The following is a 14,046-nucleotide window of genomic DNA, read 5'->3' on the forward strand; positions in this document are numbered from 1 at the left end:
CTGCCGAGGCGTGCCGCTGACCTCGGCACGACGCCGCGTCAGGAGCGTGACGCCGCGTCAGGCGCGCGAAAGGGTCAGGCGCGCGGGTGGGGGCGTCAGGCGCGCGGATGGGCGAGACGGTACGCCTCCCGCAAGCGCTCGGCGGACACATGGGTGTAGATCTGCGTGGTGCCGAGGCTCGCGTGACCGAGGATCTCCTGCACCGATCGGAGGTCGGCTCCCCCGTCGAGCAGGTGCGTCGCGGCCGAATGGCGGAGGGCGTGCGGCCCGAGTGAGTCCGCACCGACCGCCGGGGCGACGGTGCGGGAGACGACGGAATGCACCGCGCGCGGACCGAGGCGTCCCCCGCGCACACCGAGGAACACCGCCGCACCGGCGTGCTCTCCCCGAGCGGACAGGGCGGGTCGCCCGCGGACGAGGTACGCGTGGAGGGCTTCGGCTGCGGGGCGCCCGTACGGGACGACCCTCTCCTTGTCGCCCTTGCCCCGGACTCGCAGGGTTCGGCGCTCGTGGTCGATGTCGTCGACATCCAGACCGCAGATCTCCGAGACACGCGCGCCGGATCCGTACAGCAGCTCGAGAAGCGCGTGATCCCGCAGCGCGATGGGGTCGCCGTCCCGCGCAGCCTCCTTCGCATCGGTCAGCACCTCGCTGAGGGCGGGTGCCGTCGCCACGGTCGGGAGCGTACGTCCGCGTTTGGGCGCGACGAGTCGCTGCGCGGGGTCGACGTCCGTCATGCCCTCCTCGCGCGCCCAGGACAGGAAGCCTTTGACGGCGGACGTGCGGCGCGCGGCGGTGGCCTTGCTGAGCCCGGCGGTGGTGGCATCCCACTGCCACTCGCGGAGGGTCTCGACGTCGATCTCGTCGAGGTCGGCGTCTCCGGATGCTCGCGCGAGGTCGGACAGATCGGACCGGTAGGCCCGCACCGTCGCCGCGGAAAGGCGGCGCACGTCGGCGAGGTGGCTCAGGTAGCCCTCGATCGCCTCGGAGATCTGCACGCCTCCAGACTGCCGGTCGATGCGGACGGGCCGGGGATCGACGCGCGCGGATACTCATCCCTCTCGGTGGCGTGCGCGCCACCGTCCGTCCTCTCCGCGCGCGACACGTCCCTCGAGTTCCGCGAGACCGAGCAGCGCCTGGGCGCCGGCATCCGAGAAACCCGCCCGCCGGGCGATGTCCCCCGCATCTCGCCCCACCCGGGTGGACAGGGCATCCATCATTCGCGTCATGTCATCCGTCCGGTCGTGCGAGCGCTGCCCGGGGGCGGTGTCGGCACCGAGCATCTCCCGCACGTCAGCCGCGGACGTCACGCAGACACCGTCGAACTCTCGCAGCACTCGATGACTGCCCGCGGAGGCAGCGCTCGTCACGGGTCCGGGCACGGCGCCGAGGGCACGGCCGAGCTGCGCCGCATGTGCGGCGGTGTTCAACGAACCGCTGCGGTGGCCCGCCTCGACGACCACCACGGCGTCCGCCACGGCCGCGATCAAACGGTTTCGCGAGAGGAACCGCCACTTCGTCGGAGCCGCACCGCACGGTGTCTCGCTGAGGACGGCGCCGGACGAAGCGATCCGGGACAGCAACCCTTCGTGCCCGCGCGGGTAGGGGCGATCGACGCCGCCCGCGAGGAAGGCGACGGTGCTTCCGTCGACGGCGAGTGCCGCTCGGTGGGCGGCGCCGTCGATGCCGTACGCGGCGCCGGAGACCACGGTCACGCCCGCAGCCGCGAGGTCCGCAGCGAGGTCGGCGGCGACACTCTCGCCGTACGGCGTCGCCGCTCTGGCTCCGACGATCGCCACCGTCGGACCCGCGGAGAGATTCCCCGGGTCGCCCCTGACCCACAACACGTGCGGTGCGTGGACGCCGAGGTCATCGAGTCGTGTGGGCCACTGCGCATCCGACGGAACCAGGAGAGTCGCGCCGGACCGCCGGGCCGAGGCGAGAGCAGAGTTCACTGTGGCGGACTCGGCGCGCGGCCGCCATCGCGCGCGACCGGCGTTCCACTCATCGTCGGCGTCGGCCACCGCGATGCGGAGCGCCTCGACGGCTCCGAACCGCGACACGAGGTCGCCCGCCGCCCCGTCCCCGGGCTCGGCGAGCACGGACCAGCACACGCGGGCGTAAGCCTCGAGGTCGTCGGCGTTCTCCGACAGCCCCAGACCGAACATCACCGTCGCCGCGTTCTCCGGGTTCAGCTCCGCGCCCTTCACGCCGCGTTGCCCTGTCGAAGGAACAGTGCCCGTCCGACGTCCTCGGCTTGCAGACGGTCATGACCCGCGATGTCCGCGATCGTCCACGCGACCCGAAGCAGACGGTCGTAGCCGCGCAGGGTGAGGGCGCCGCGGCGAAGGGCCGTGTCGAGGGGACGGAGGACTTCGGCATCCGGAGCCGCGGCACCGCGCAACCAGGTCCCCGGAACGTCGGCGTTTCGCCGCCAGGGCGTCCTCGCCCAGCGCCGAGCGGCCCTTTCCCGAGCCGCGGCTACGGTGACGCGCGCGGACTGCGTCGATACCGCGGCGGTCGCGCTCTCACGACGCGCGTTCGAGACGCGCTGCAATCGCAGATCGAGGTCGATGCGATCCAGCAGCGGCCCGGAGAGACGCCGCGTGTAGCGACGGATCGCCTGCGGCGCGCACTCGCAGACGCCACCAGGGACGCCGTACTGCCCGCACGGGCATGGATTGGTGGCGACGACCAGCTGGAATCGCGCGGGGAACGTCGCCGACACCCCCGAGCGGTGGAGCTGGATCACTCCGCTTTCCAGCGGCTGACGGAGCGCGTCGAGCACGGAGGCCGGGAACTCGCCCCCTTCGTCGAGGAACAGCACCCCCTCGCTGGCGCGGGCGATGGCTCCGGGGCGAACAACGCCCGACCCGCCTCCGATCAGGGCGGCGGCGCTCGCGCCGTGGTGCGGACTCTCGAACGGCGGAGTCCGGCTGAGGCGCGTCACGACCTCGCCCGAGAGCGACCGCACCGACGCGACGGACAGCGCCGCCTCGTCGTCGAGATCCGGGAGGATGCCGGGCAGCCGGCGGGCCAGCATCGTCTTGCCCGCGCCGGGTGGACCGCTCATCAGGAGGTGGTGTCCACCCGCGGCGGCGACGATCAGCGCATCGACGGCGTCAGGTTGGCCGAGGATATCTGCGAGGTCGAGTGCCTCGTCGGCAAGGCGGGGAACGTCGCCGGGGAGCACCGGCTCGAGATCCGGTGCGTCACTGTCTCCGCCGTGCCAGCGAACAACCTCGGCCAGGCACCTCGCCGCGCGCACCTCGATACCCTCCACGAGCGATGCCTCCGACGCGTTCGCCGCGGGCACCACCACGCGCGATCGCCCGGCCCGGTGCGCCGCGAGCACGGACGGCAGGACCCCCGGGACCGGTCGCAAGCGTCCGTCCAGGCCGAGCTCACCGATGTGGACGGTGTCGGCGACGCGGGCGGCATCCATCATCCCGGTGGTCGCGAGAGCGGCCACCGCGATCGCGACGTCGAAGGCCGACCCGCGTTTCGGAAGGCTGGCCGGTGAGAGGTTCACCGTCAGCCGGCGCTTCGGGAGCTCGAGTCCGCGGTTCGTGCAGGCGTTCCGCACGCGTCGACCCGCCTCACCCAGGGCCTTGTCGGGAAGACCGATGATCGCGAACTCCGGCGTCTGCGGGGAAAGATCCGCCTCGACCTCGACCAGGTCACCGCGCATGCCCGTCAGAGCGACCGCCCACGTCCGCGCGACGGTCACAACGCGTCCTCGAGATGCTCGAGTCGCGCGGTCCGCGGGTCGGGACCGGTCAATGCGATCGCATCCAGCCGCAGATGTCGTCCCTTGGCCTCATCGGGATGGACGGCGATCCACGCGAGCGCCAAGCGCCACAGCCGTTGCGCCTTCCGCCGGTCGATGGCTTCGAACGGGTGCCCGAACGCCTCGCTCGCCCGGGTCTTCACCTCCACCACGACGAGCATGCCCGCGGTCTCGGCGACGATGTCGAGCTCGCCCTGCGCACACCGCCAGTTGCGATCGAGGATGCGGAAACCGTTCGCGGTCAGGTGGCGAGCGGCCCGTTCTTCACCGGCTCGCCCGAAGTCGTCTTTCGCTGCCATGCCCGAGAGCGTGGCATCCGGGACCCGAGCACCGCCGGGCGAAAAGCGCGATCCGGGGACGGGCCCGGAAGAAGGGTCCCTGGGGAGGAACCGTCAGTTGTCGAGCGAGAGCTCTTCGGGCAGCTGGAAGTCGCGGCGCGTGAGCTCTTCGACGTTGACGTCTTTGAACGTCAGAACCCGGACGGACTTCACGAAACGGTCGGCGCGGTAGATGTCCCACACCCACACGTCGGTCATCGAGATCTCGAAGTAGAAATCGTGCTCGGTGTCGCGGCGGACGACATTGACATCGTTCGCGAGATAGAACCGGCGTTCGGTCTCGATCACATACTGGAACTGCGAGACCACGTCGCGGTACTCGCGGTACAGGGCCAGTTCGAGTTCGCGGTCGTAGTCCTCGAAGACGTCGTCATCCATGGTTCTCCCATCCTAGGCGCGACAGGCGCCCGCGCCGACCGGCCGCGACGCTCACGCCGCAGACATTCAGAACAGCGTCGGCGCCGGCGCGATCGCCCACGACTGCCGGTGGTGCACGCTCATGCCGTGCACACCGATCGCTTCGCGATGGTCGAGGCTCGCATACCCCTTGTTGCGCGCCCAGCCGTAGGCGGGCAGCTCGTCGTGCAGGCCCGTCATCACGGCGTCGCGGGCGACCTTGGCGATGACGGATGCCGCGGCGGCGCTCGCGCAGTCACGGTCGGCCTTGATGATCGGCTTCACCCGAAGACCGCTCTCACCGGCCGGAGTGATGTAGTCGTGGTTGCCGTCGAGGATCACGAGCGCATCCTCGGGGACGACACCGTGCGCACGCAGGTCGGCGATTGCACGAACCGCGGCGAGGCCCAAGGCGCGGATGATGCCGATCTCGTCGATCTCCTCCGAGCTCGCCCACCCCACGGCACTGTGCTGCACGAACGCCGCTGCGCGGGCGGCCACATCGGGTCGGCGGGCCTCGGGGACCAGCTTGGAGTCACGGAGGCCCAACGGCACGCGCTTGCGTGACCGCGCGGGGTCGACCACGGCCGCACCGACCGCGACCGGGCCCGCGAGGGCCCCGCGCCCGACCTCGTCGCACGCGATGATGAGCGCGTGCTCCTTGAGCAGGCGCCTCTCCAGCGTGAGGGTCGGTTCGATCACGGCGCCGACTCCGGTGCCGGCACCCCCGCGAACACCTCGTGGTGGAAATCGATTGCGCCGAAGCGGTCGAACGGCCACGTGATGAGGAACGCGCGTCCCACGACGTTGTCGATCGGGACGAAGCCCTTGCCGGGCTGCTCCTGGTTGTAGCGGGAGTCCTTCGAGCTGTTGCGGTTGTCGCCGAGCACCCACAACGACCCCTGCGGGACTGTGATGTCGTACGGCACCGGCTCAGGGGCGGTGGCCCCCGGAGCGAGCTTCACGTACGACTCGACGATCGGCACACCGTTGACCTCGGTCTGGCCGAGGGCGTTGCAGCACACGACGTGGTCGCCGGGGGTGCCGATGACACGCTTGATGAGGTGGTCGTCGCTGTCGGGGGCCGCGAGACCCACGAGCGAGAGCACCCAGTCCGTCGCCTCCACGAGGGGCGGGCGCGGCGGCTGGGTCGTCGAGGGCAGCCAACCGCCCGGATCGCGGAACACCACCACGTCGCCGCGCGAGTAGTCGCCGAATCGCGGCGTCAGCTCATCGACGAGGATGCGGTCGTTCTGCAGGAGGGTGTTGTTCATGGATGCCGACGGGATGTAGAACGACCGCACCACGAACGTCTTGACGAGGAACGACACCAGCAACGCGATCAGCAGGATGACCACCACGTCGCGCAGGAACGTCAGGACTCCGCGCCGTCGACGGGCCGGAGCCGAAGTCGGGGGAGATGCGGTCTCGTCGCTCATGTTGATCCTTCGCCGGGCTCACCGCACACCGGAAGACCGCCCGACAAGCCTCGCACATTCCCTCCGGCCCACCGAACGGCACACGGCACCCTGCGGCTGTGAATTCGCACCGCCATCGGCATCCGGATGCCACTTCCCGGGGCCCGGAGACGACGAACGCCCCGCGACGGATCGCGGGGCGTTCGGGGAGGCGGACTCAGCGGTCGCGCTTCTCCTTGATCTTGGCCTTCTTGCCACGCAGGTTGCGCAGGTAGTAGAGCTTCGCGCGACGCACGTCACCGCGGGTGACGACCTCGATGTGGTCGATCACGGGGCTGTGCACGGGGAAGGTGCGCTCGACGCCGACCTGGAAGCTGACCTTGCGGACGCAGAAGGTCTCGCGCACGCCGTCGCCCGAGCGGCCGATGACGACGCCCTGGAACACCTGGATGCGCGAGCGGTTGCCCTCGGTGATGTTCACGTGCACCTTGACGGTGTCACCGGGGCCGAAGACGGGAATGTCGGAGCGCAGCGAAGCCGCGTCGACGGAGTCGAGGATCTGCATGATCGTCACTTCCTGCGACCGCCACAGGTCGATCGCACGATAAAAGGGGAAAAGAGGGAGCGTGCCCGAGCCGCGGAGGCGGCGGACTCCCCTGAGGCAGAGCCGGTCAGGGCACAAACGCCTATTCTGCCACGGACGGACACACCGACCAAACCGGGCTACGGTGCCGCGGGCTTCTCCGTGATCACGATGACCTCGCCCTCCACCCGCGGCCGCGGCTGCTCCCGCGTCGGCGGGATGTAGCCGGTGCCGTCGGTGGTGTGCAGGACAGCGATGCCGCCGCGCGCTTCGTTCCACAGCTGCGCGAGGGACGACCACAGCAGAACGAACGCCCCCACGACGCTGAGCACGAGCAGAGGGAAGAACACCCGGCCGTCGTAGAAGCCCAATGCCACGATCACGACGTGCCACAGGCCGATCCCGATGACGTCGCGCCACGACGCGGCGCGCGCGGTGCGCACCGACCCGCGACCGCGGACGATGAGCGACACCAGGATCTGCGTGACGAAGACCGCCGGCGCGGCGATCAGCAACCACAGCAGCGCCCAGCCGCTCCCGCCGCTGAACACGATCCACCCGACGAAGAGCCAGAGCGGCAGCACGACGGCGGCCGGGAAGAGCCAGTGGAGGAACGAACGGCGCAGCACCATGACCCGATGCTACGGCGGCCAGTTGTGCGACGGCTTTGAACGCCGAACGCGCCGATCGGAGAGAATGGAGGTTCGAGGAAAGGGAACCACCGATGATCGAACTGCGCACCCCCGCCGAGATCGAGGCCATGCGCCCGGCCGGCCGATTCGTCGCGGAAGTCCTGGCGACGCTGCGCGATGAGACGAAGGTCGGCACCAACCTCCTGCAACTGGACCGCCGGGCCCACGACATGATCCGCGCCGCCGGGGCGGAGTCGTGCTACATCGATTACCACCCGTCGTTCGGGGCGAGCCCCTTCGGCAAGGTGCTGTGCACCTCGATCAACGACGCGGTCCTGCACGGGCTGCCCCACGACTACGCCCTGCGCGACGGCGACCTCGTCTCGCTCGACTTCGCCGTCTCCGTCGACGGGTGGGTCGCCGACTCGGCCGTCTCGTTCGTCGTCGGCACCCCGCGCGACGAGGACCTCGCGCTCATCGACACGACGCAGCGCGCTCTCGCCGCGGCGATCGACGCTGCCACCGTCGGCCACAAGATCGGCGACATCTCGGCGGCGGTCGCCTCGATCGCGCACGCCGACGGGCTGTCGATCAACACCGACTTCGGGGGGCACGGCGTCGGTCGCACGATGCACGGCGACCCGCACGTGCCGAACAACGGCAAGGCCGGCCGCGGCTACCCCCTGCGCGCCGGTCTCGTGCTCGCGCTCGAGCCGTGGTTCCTGCAGACCACCGACGAGTTGGTCACCGACCCGGACGGCTGGACGCTGCGCAGCGCCGACGGTTCACGCGGCGCTCACTCCGAACACACCATCGCGATCACCGCCGACGGGCCGGTCGTGCTGACCGATCGCTCGTTCCTCGGCGTCGACTGACCGTCCGATCTCATACGGCGTACGCGAGGGCTCCCCAGCCCAGAGCGATGAAGAAGCTCGACACGGCGAGCACGAGCGCGACCGGGACCATCGTGTAGCGCTCCGCCGGGCTGCGGGACACCGCATTCATCAGGATGCCGAGACTGAAATACCCGAAGATCACCCACATCGCCACCTCGGCGACCGGCGGGGGGAACAGCCTCAGGGCACCGACGCGTGTCCACGCGATGAGGTCGATCAGCAGGTACACGAGGATCGACACCGCGCTGGCGACGCGCAGCCTCACGGGCAGCACCCGATGCTGACCACCCCAGGCGAGGGTGCCCCAGGGCGCTCCCGCCGCCAGAGCCGCTTGGAATGCGGCGAGGCCGGCCAGCACGACGGTGAGAACGAGAGCGAAAGGCACGCGCGTACCCTAGCGCGACGTCAGGAGTCCAGAAGGTCCGGGCGCCGCGTTCGGGTGCGCTCGAGCTGCTGCTCGCGCCGCCACGCGGCCACGGCACCGTGGTTGCCGCTCAGGAGCACGGGAGGAACGTCGCGTCCCCGCCACGCCGCGGGTTTGGTGAAGGAGGGGTATTCGAGGAGGCCGTCTTCGTGCGATTCCTCGACGAGGCTCTCCGGGTTGCCCACGACGCCCGGGATCAGGCGCCCGATGGCCTCGACCATCGCCATGACCGCCACCTCCCCGCCGTTGAGCACGTAGTCGCCGAGGCTCAGCAGACGCACGCGTCCGAGATCCGCCGCGTAGTCGAACACCCGCTCGTCGATGCCCTCGTAACGGCCGCATCCGAACACCAGGTGCTCCTCGGTCGAGAGCTCGCGGGCGATCTTCTGCGTGAAGCGCTCCCCCGCCGGCGACGGGAAGACGATGACCGGGGATGCCGCGGCGTCGCGCACGACGTCGTCGAGCGCCTCGCCCCACGGCTCGGGCTTCATCACCATGCCGGCGCCGCCGCCGTACGGGGTGTCGTCGACGGTACGGTGCCGGTCGTGCGTGTAGTCACGGAGATCGTGGACGCGGACGTCGAGAAGCCCCGACTGCCGGGCTTTCCCGAGCAACGAGACCTCGAGAGCGTCGAAGATCGTCGGGAAGATCGAGACGACGTCGATGCGCACGTCAGTCCTCGGGAGTCTCAGCGGCCCCGTCGGTCGCATCCTCGTCGGACGCGTGGTCGGCGCCGTCAGCATCGTCGTCGGATGCCGTCTCCTCCCGCGGTGCATCGTCGTCGCCCGGAAGCTCCTCGAAGAGGCCCGCCGGGGGCGTGACCACGACCCGGCCACCCTCGACGTCGACCTCGGGCACGATCGCGCTCACGAACGGCACGAGAACGTCGGCGTCTTCGCCGCGCCCCGTCGGACGCACGATCAGAAGGTCTTGGGCGGGGAAGTGGTCGACGCGGACGACCCGGCCGATGACCGCGCCATCGCGCACGACATCGAGTCCGACGAGCTGGTGGTCGTACCAGGCGTCTTCTTCGGCGGGCGCGGACTCGGTGTCCTGGTCGATCCACAGGATCGCCTTCACCAGCTCTTCCGCGGCCGTGCGGTCGTCGACACCCTCGAAGAACGCGACGGGGTGAGAGTTCATCCAGCGGAACTCGCGGACGGTCAGCTCGCGGCCGTGCCACGGCGAGGTCTCGGGAACCTGAAGGGTGAAGGTGCTGCCGGGGACGAAGCGTCCCTCGGGGTCATCGGTGTACAGCTCGAGCTTGAACGCACCCTTGAGGCCGTGGGCCTTGACCAGGCGGCCCACACGGAGCTGGGTCTTGGCGGGCTGGGCGCCCGCGGCGTCGCCGGCCGACATCAGTCGTCGGCGACGTCGACGCGGACGCGCTGCCCGTCGGCGAGGGCCGTGATGAGCGTGCGCAGCGCCTTGGCGGTGCGACCGCCGCGCCCGATCACGCGACCCCGGTCATCGGGGTGCACGCGAACCTCCAGCACCTCGCCGCGGGGCGACGTGGCGGAACGGATGGTCACGGCATCCGGGTGATCGACGATCCCCTTGACGACGTGCTCGAGCGCGGCGGACAGCACGGGAATTACTCTGCCGAGGTCTCGTCGGCGGCGGGCGCCTCGGCGGCCGGAGCCTCGTCGGCCTTCTTCTCGGCCTTGGGCTTGACGACCGACTTCTTCGAGGCGTCGGCCTCGAAGGCGGCCTTGGGCTCGCGCACCTTGACGGTGGACTTCGCGTCCTTGTCGCCCTTGAAGGTGCCCCAGTCGCCGGTGAGCTTGAGGATGGCGCGCACCTGCTCGGTCGGCTGAGCGCCGACGCCGAGCCAGTACTGGGCGCGCTCCGAGTCGACCTCGATGAACGAGGGCTCCTCGGTCGGGTGGTACTTGCCGATCTCCTCGATCACACGACCGTCGCGCTTGGTGCGCGAGTCGGCGACGACGATGCGGTAGTACGGCGCACGGATCTTGCCGAGACGCTTGAGACGGATCTTGACAGCCACGATTTCTCCTGTGGTGGGAAGGGAACGAACCGATCGCCTGGAGCGTGGGGTGCACACCCGGCGGAAGCTCAAAGAGGAGGACCGGCGCTGGATAGAGGGTCGAGCACCTGGTCCGACCCTCTATTCTGCCAGATGACGCGGCGGGTAGCGAACCAGCCGTCGTCGGTGTCGTCGTGTCAGACTGACCGGATGAGGCTCCCGTTCGCACCGTCCGCGCGTTCGTCCGTCGGACTGGAGTGGGAGCTCATGCTCGCGGACCGCGAGACCGGCGATCTCGTGCCGCGCGCGCCCGAGATCCTCGAGCTCGTCGAGGAGGCCACCGCGCACGAGCGGTTCACGGTCACCGGTGAACTGCTCACCAACACCGTGGAGGTCACCAGCGGCGTGGGGCACACCGTCGCCGAGGCGGTCGACGACATCGCGGATGCCATCGGCGCGCTGCGCGAGCAGACCGAGCCGCGCGGCGTGGAGCTGCTGTGCGCCGGCAGCCACCCCTTCGCGCAGTGGTACGACCAGCAGGTCACGGACAAGACGAGGTACCACACCCTCATCGAGCGCACCCAGTGGTGGGGCCGCAACATGATGATCTGGGGCATCCACGTGCACATCGGTGTCGATGACGTCGAGAAGGTCATCCCGATCGTCAACGCGCTGACCGTGTTCCTCCCCCACCTGCAGGCGCTTTCGGCATCCAGCCCCTTCTGGGCGGGCGACCGCACCGGCTACGCCAGCAACCGTGCACTGGTGTTCCAGCAGCTTCCGACCGCCGGACTGCCGTGGCAGCTGAAGGACTGGGCGGAGTTCGAGGACTATCTCGACGACATGGTCCGCACCGGTGTGATGGCGGATGCCAGCGAGGTGCGGTGGGACATCCGACCGGCGCCGCGGTGGGGCACCGTCGAGATCCGCGCGTGCGACGGGATGTCGACGCTGCCGGAGCTCGCCGCCGTCGCCGCCCTCGCGCAGACCCTCGTCGAGCACTTCTCGCGCATCCTCGACGCGGGCGGGGACCTGCCCGGCATCCCTCCGTGGTACGCCCGCGAGAACAAGTGGCGGGCCGCTCGCTACGGACTCGACGCCCGCGTCATCGTCGACCGCGAGGGAACCCAGCTGCCTGTGCGCGATCACCTCCGGACGACCATGGAGGAGCTCGCCGACATCGCCGTCGAACTCAAGTGCGCGCGCGAGTTCGCAGGGCTCGAGACGATCCTCGCGACCGGCGGCAGCTCCGCCCGTCAGATCGCCGTGGCCGAGGCCGCGGACGGCGACCTCCGCGCCGTCGTGCAGCACCTCATCCGCGAGTTCCGGGGCGGACCCACGCTGCGCGAGCATCTCGCGGCCCTGCGGGTGTGACGCACGGCGCGTGCGCGTAGGCGAAGGACTCAGCCGCGGCCGAGGAGTTTCTGCAGCTCCGCGAGGTCGGCCTCGCTCGGCGCCTTCTGACCGCCGAGGCCGAAACCGGAACCCGTCGCCGGCGCCGCGGCGGCGATGCCGGCGTTCTCAGCCGCGCGCTTGGCCGGGTTGCCCGAGCGCGACCCCTTGGCCTTCTGCTGCTTGCCGCGCTTCGACGAAGCGCCCGGCTTTCCGCCGACGGGACCCATGCCCGGGATGCTGGGCACACCGCCCCGCGCGACGGTCTTCATCATCTTCGCGGCCTGCTCGAAGCGCTGCACGAGCTGGTTCACGTCGGTGACGGTCATGCCCGAACCGCGCGCAATGCGGAGGCGGCGCGAACCGTTGAGGATCTTGGGGTTGCGGCGCTCGGCCACCGTCATCGACCGGATGATCGCCTCGGTGCGGTCGATCTCGCGCTCGTCGAAGTCCTCGAGCTGCTGCTTCATGGACCCCATGCCCGGGAGCATCCCGAGCATCTTCTTCATGGAGCCCATCTTCTTCATCTGCTGCATCTGCTCGAGGAAGTCCTCGAGGGTGAAGCTCTCGGTCGCCAGCTTCTCGGCGACCTTCATCGCCTCGGCCTCGTCGAACGCGTGCTGAGCCTGCTCGATCAGGGTGAGGATGTCACCGAGGTCGAGGATGCGGGATGCCATGCGGTCGGGGTGGAACGCCTCGACGTCGTCGAGACCCTCGCCCGTCGACGCGAAGATGATCGGACGCCCCGTCACCGATGCCACGGACAGCGCGGCGCCACCGCGAGCGTCACCGTCGAGCTTGGACAGCACGACTCCGGTGAAGTCGACACCGTCCTGGAACGCCTTCGCCGTGTTCACGGCATCCTGACCGATCATCGCGTCGATGACGAACAGCACCTCGTCGGGCTGCGTCGCCGTGCGGATGTCGGCGGCCTGCTTCATCAGCTCGGCGTCGACGCCGAGGCGACCAGCGGTGTCGATGATGACGATGTCGTGCTGCTGGCGCGTGGCGTAGGCGACACCGTCACGGGCGACCTTCACGGGGTCGCCGACGCCGTTGCCGGGTTCGGGAGCGTAGATGGCGGCGCCCGCCCGCTCGGCGACGACCTGCAGCTGGTTCACGGCGTTCGGGCGCTGGAGGTCGCAGGCGACGAGGAGGGGCGTGTGGCCGTCCTTCTCGAGCATCTTCGCGAGCTTGCCCGCGAACGTCGTCTTGCCCGACCCCTGGAGACCGGCGAGCATGATGACGGTCGGGGGGTTCTTCGCGAACTGCAGACGGCGCTGCTGGCCGCCGAGGATGCCGATCAGCTCGTCGTTGACGATCTGCACGACCTGCTGCGCGGGGTTCAGCGCGCGGTTGACCTCGTCTCCGAGGGCGCGCTCGCGCACGGCCGCCGTGAACTCCTTGACGACGGGCAGGGCCACGTCGGCGTCGAGGAGGGCGCGCCGGATCTCGCGGACCGTCCCGTCGACGTCGGCCGGCGTGAGCTGGCCCTTCTTGCGCAGATTGCGGAAGGTCTCTGTGAGCCGGTCGGAGAGGGTGCCGAAAGTCGCCATGATGGGACGAGTTTACGCGGCTCGGGATGCCCCGACCTCACGCCGTGGCCAGAGCCTCCGACAGCGTCTCGGTCAGGGAACGCCCGGCCGTGTGGTCGGCCCAGGCCCAGACCGCGGCGAGCACGGCCGCCGCGAGGGCGCCCGCGCGCACCTGCGCACCCAGCGGGGCGGCGCCGTCGCGCACCAGTCGCGCCGCGGTCTCGCGCTGCAGGCGGAACTGGCGGATCGCCCGGTCGCGGTCGAGCTCGGCGCCGATCCCCATGGCATCCGCGTTTACGATCGCAAGGGCCAGGGCGTCGGGGGCGAGTCCGTCGCCGATGGCCCGGAGCACGTCCCGCACGTCACCGCCGCCCCGGAGCTCGGTGACCGCGGTGTCGACCCGCGCGTCGAGACCCGACCACAGCACGTCGCTCTTCGCGGAGAAGTAGTTGAAGAAGCTCGAGCGGCTCACGCCGGCTCGACGCGTGATGTCCGACACCGACGTCGCGTCGTAGCCCTTCTCGAGGAACAGTTCGCAGGCCGCTTCCGACAGCACCTCGCGCGATGAGGCGCGCGGACGTCCGGTGCGCGATTCGGTGGCCATGCCGACAGCCTAGGAGGCCCGCTGTTATGTATTCTTGGACGCAATCCAACA

General features: G+C 70.1%; 18 protein-coding genes. 2 read left to right on the plus strand and 16 right to left on the minus strand.

The window, feature by feature from the left end; genetic code table 11:
- Window positions 1-95: 95 nt before the first annotated feature.
- From D8Y23_RS09420 to D8Y23_RS09460, 9 genes are all read right to left on the minus strand, one after another.
- Window positions 96-998 (minus strand): tyrosine recombinase XerC, encoded by a 903-nt coding sequence (locus D8Y23_RS09420; RefSeq protein WP_128217892.1) that lies wholly within the window; start codon window positions 996-998, stop codon window positions 96-98.
- A 54-nt stretch (window positions 999-1,052) separates the two neighbouring features.
- Window positions 1,053-2,168, minus strand: a complete 1,116-nt coding sequence (dprA, locus tag D8Y23_RS09425; RefSeq protein WP_128217935.1) for a DNA-processing protein DprA — start codon at window positions 2,166-2,168, stop codon at window positions 1,053-1,055.
- Between the two features lie 38 nt (window positions 2,169-2,206).
- Window positions 2,207-3,730, minus strand: a complete 1,524-nt coding sequence (locus tag D8Y23_RS09430) for a YifB family Mg chelatase-like AAA ATPase (RefSeq protein ID WP_128217893.1) — start codon at window positions 3,728-3,730, stop codon at window positions 2,207-2,209.
- Window positions 3,727-4,089 (minus strand): YraN family protein, encoded by a 363-nt coding sequence (locus D8Y23_RS09435; protein ID WP_128217894.1) that lies wholly within the window; start codon window positions 4,087-4,089, stop codon window positions 3,727-3,729. The genes D8Y23_RS09430 and D8Y23_RS09435 overlap by 4 nt, the downstream gene beginning before the upstream one ends.
- A gap of 93 nt (window positions 4,090-4,182) precedes the next feature.
- Entirely contained in the window at window positions 4,183-4,506 is a 324-nt protein-coding gene (locus D8Y23_RS09440) for a DUF2469 family protein (RefSeq protein ID WP_128217895.1), read from the minus strand.
- Window positions 4,507-4,572: 66 nt separating this feature from the next.
- Window positions 4,573-5,226 (minus strand): ribonuclease HII, encoded by a 654-nt coding sequence (locus D8Y23_RS09445; protein ID WP_128217896.1) that lies wholly within the window; start codon window positions 5,224-5,226, stop codon window positions 4,573-4,575.
- The gene (gene lepB, locus D8Y23_RS09450; protein ID WP_128217897.1) at window positions 5,223-5,963 is read right to left on the minus strand and encodes a signal peptidase I; all 741 of its coding nucleotides are present in this window, start codon (window positions 5,961-5,963) and stop codon (window positions 5,223-5,225) included. The genes D8Y23_RS09445 and lepB overlap by 4 nt, the downstream gene beginning before the upstream one ends.
- Window positions 5,964-6,159: 196 nt before the next feature.
- Window positions 6,160-6,507, minus strand: a complete 348-nt coding sequence (gene rplS, locus D8Y23_RS09455) for a 50S ribosomal protein L19 (RefSeq protein WP_076491715.1) — start codon at window positions 6,505-6,507, stop codon at window positions 6,160-6,162.
- A 158-nt stretch (window positions 6,508-6,665) separates the two neighbouring features.
- Window positions 6,666-7,157: an MFS transporter permease gene (locus D8Y23_RS09460; protein ID WP_128217898.1), complete on the minus strand. Its 492-nt coding sequence runs from the start codon at window positions 7,155-7,157 to the stop codon at window positions 6,666-6,668.
- A gap of 92 nt (window positions 7,158-7,249) precedes the next feature.
- On the opposite strand from D8Y23_RS09460, the gene map reads away from it, so the two are divergent.
- Window positions 7,250-8,032, plus strand: coding sequence for a type I methionyl aminopeptidase (map, locus tag D8Y23_RS09465; protein ID WP_128217899.1), 783 nt, complete (start codon window positions 7,250-7,252; stop codon window positions 8,030-8,032).
- Between the two features lie 10 nt (window positions 8,033-8,042).
- Here the strand turns inward: map and D8Y23_RS09470 are convergent, their stop codons facing one another.
- The 5 genes from D8Y23_RS09470 to rpsP are packed head-to-tail and all read right to left on the minus strand — an operon-like array spanning window position 8,043 to window position 10,485.
- Entirely contained in the window at window positions 8,043-8,438 is a 396-nt protein-coding gene (locus D8Y23_RS09470) for a hypothetical protein (RefSeq protein ID WP_128217900.1), read from the minus strand.
- A 20-nt stretch (window positions 8,439-8,458) separates the two neighbouring features.
- Entirely contained in the window at window positions 8,459-9,148 is a 690-nt protein-coding gene (trmD, locus tag D8Y23_RS09475) for a tRNA (guanosine(37)-N1)-methyltransferase TrmD (RefSeq protein WP_128217901.1), read from the minus strand.
- Between the two features lies 1 nt (window position 9,149).
- On the minus strand, window positions 9,150-9,836 hold the full coding sequence (rimM, locus tag D8Y23_RS09480) for a ribosome maturation factor RimM (protein ID WP_128217902.1): 687 nt from the start codon (window positions 9,834-9,836) through the stop codon (window positions 9,150-9,152).
- Complete coding sequence (locus tag D8Y23_RS09485; protein ID WP_063257548.1) at window positions 9,836-10,066, minus strand: RNA-binding protein; 231 nt, start codon at window positions 10,064-10,066, stop codon at window positions 9,836-9,838. Before D8Y23_RS09485 ends, rimM begins: the two co-directional genes overlap by 1 nt.
- 5 nt (window positions 10,067-10,071) lie before the next feature.
- Window positions 10,072-10,485 (minus strand): 30S ribosomal protein S16, encoded by a 414-nt coding sequence (gene rpsP / locus D8Y23_RS09490; protein WP_128217903.1) that lies wholly within the window; start codon window positions 10,483-10,485, stop codon window positions 10,072-10,074.
- Window positions 10,486-10,674: 189 nt separating this feature from the next.
- On the opposite strand from rpsP, the gene D8Y23_RS09495 reads away from it, so the two are divergent.
- The gene (locus D8Y23_RS09495; protein ID WP_128217904.1) at window positions 10,675-11,838 is read left to right on the plus strand and encodes a glutamate--cysteine ligase; all 1,164 of its coding nucleotides are present in this window, start codon (window positions 10,675-10,677) and stop codon (window positions 11,836-11,838) included.
- 29 nt (window positions 11,839-11,867) lie between these two features.
- On the opposite strand, the gene ffh is transcribed toward D8Y23_RS09495, so the two are convergent.
- Both ffh and D8Y23_RS09505 read right to left on the minus strand, forming a co-directional pair.
- Complete coding sequence (ffh, locus tag D8Y23_RS09500; RefSeq protein WP_128217905.1) at window positions 11,868-13,412, minus strand: signal recognition particle protein; 1,545 nt, start codon at window positions 13,410-13,412, stop codon at window positions 11,868-11,870.
- 37 nt (window positions 13,413-13,449) lie between these two features.
- Window positions 13,450-13,995: a TetR/AcrR family transcriptional regulator gene (locus D8Y23_RS09505; protein ID WP_128217906.1), complete on the minus strand. Its 546-nt coding sequence runs from the start codon at window positions 13,993-13,995 to the stop codon at window positions 13,450-13,452.
- Window positions 13,996-14,046 lie beyond the last annotated feature (51 nt).

This window comes from Microbacterium enclense (assembly GCF_004022425.1).
In the GTDB taxonomy this organism is placed as follows: domain Bacteria; phylum Actinomycetota; class Actinomycetes; order Actinomycetales; family Microbacteriaceae; genus Microbacterium; species Microbacterium enclense_A.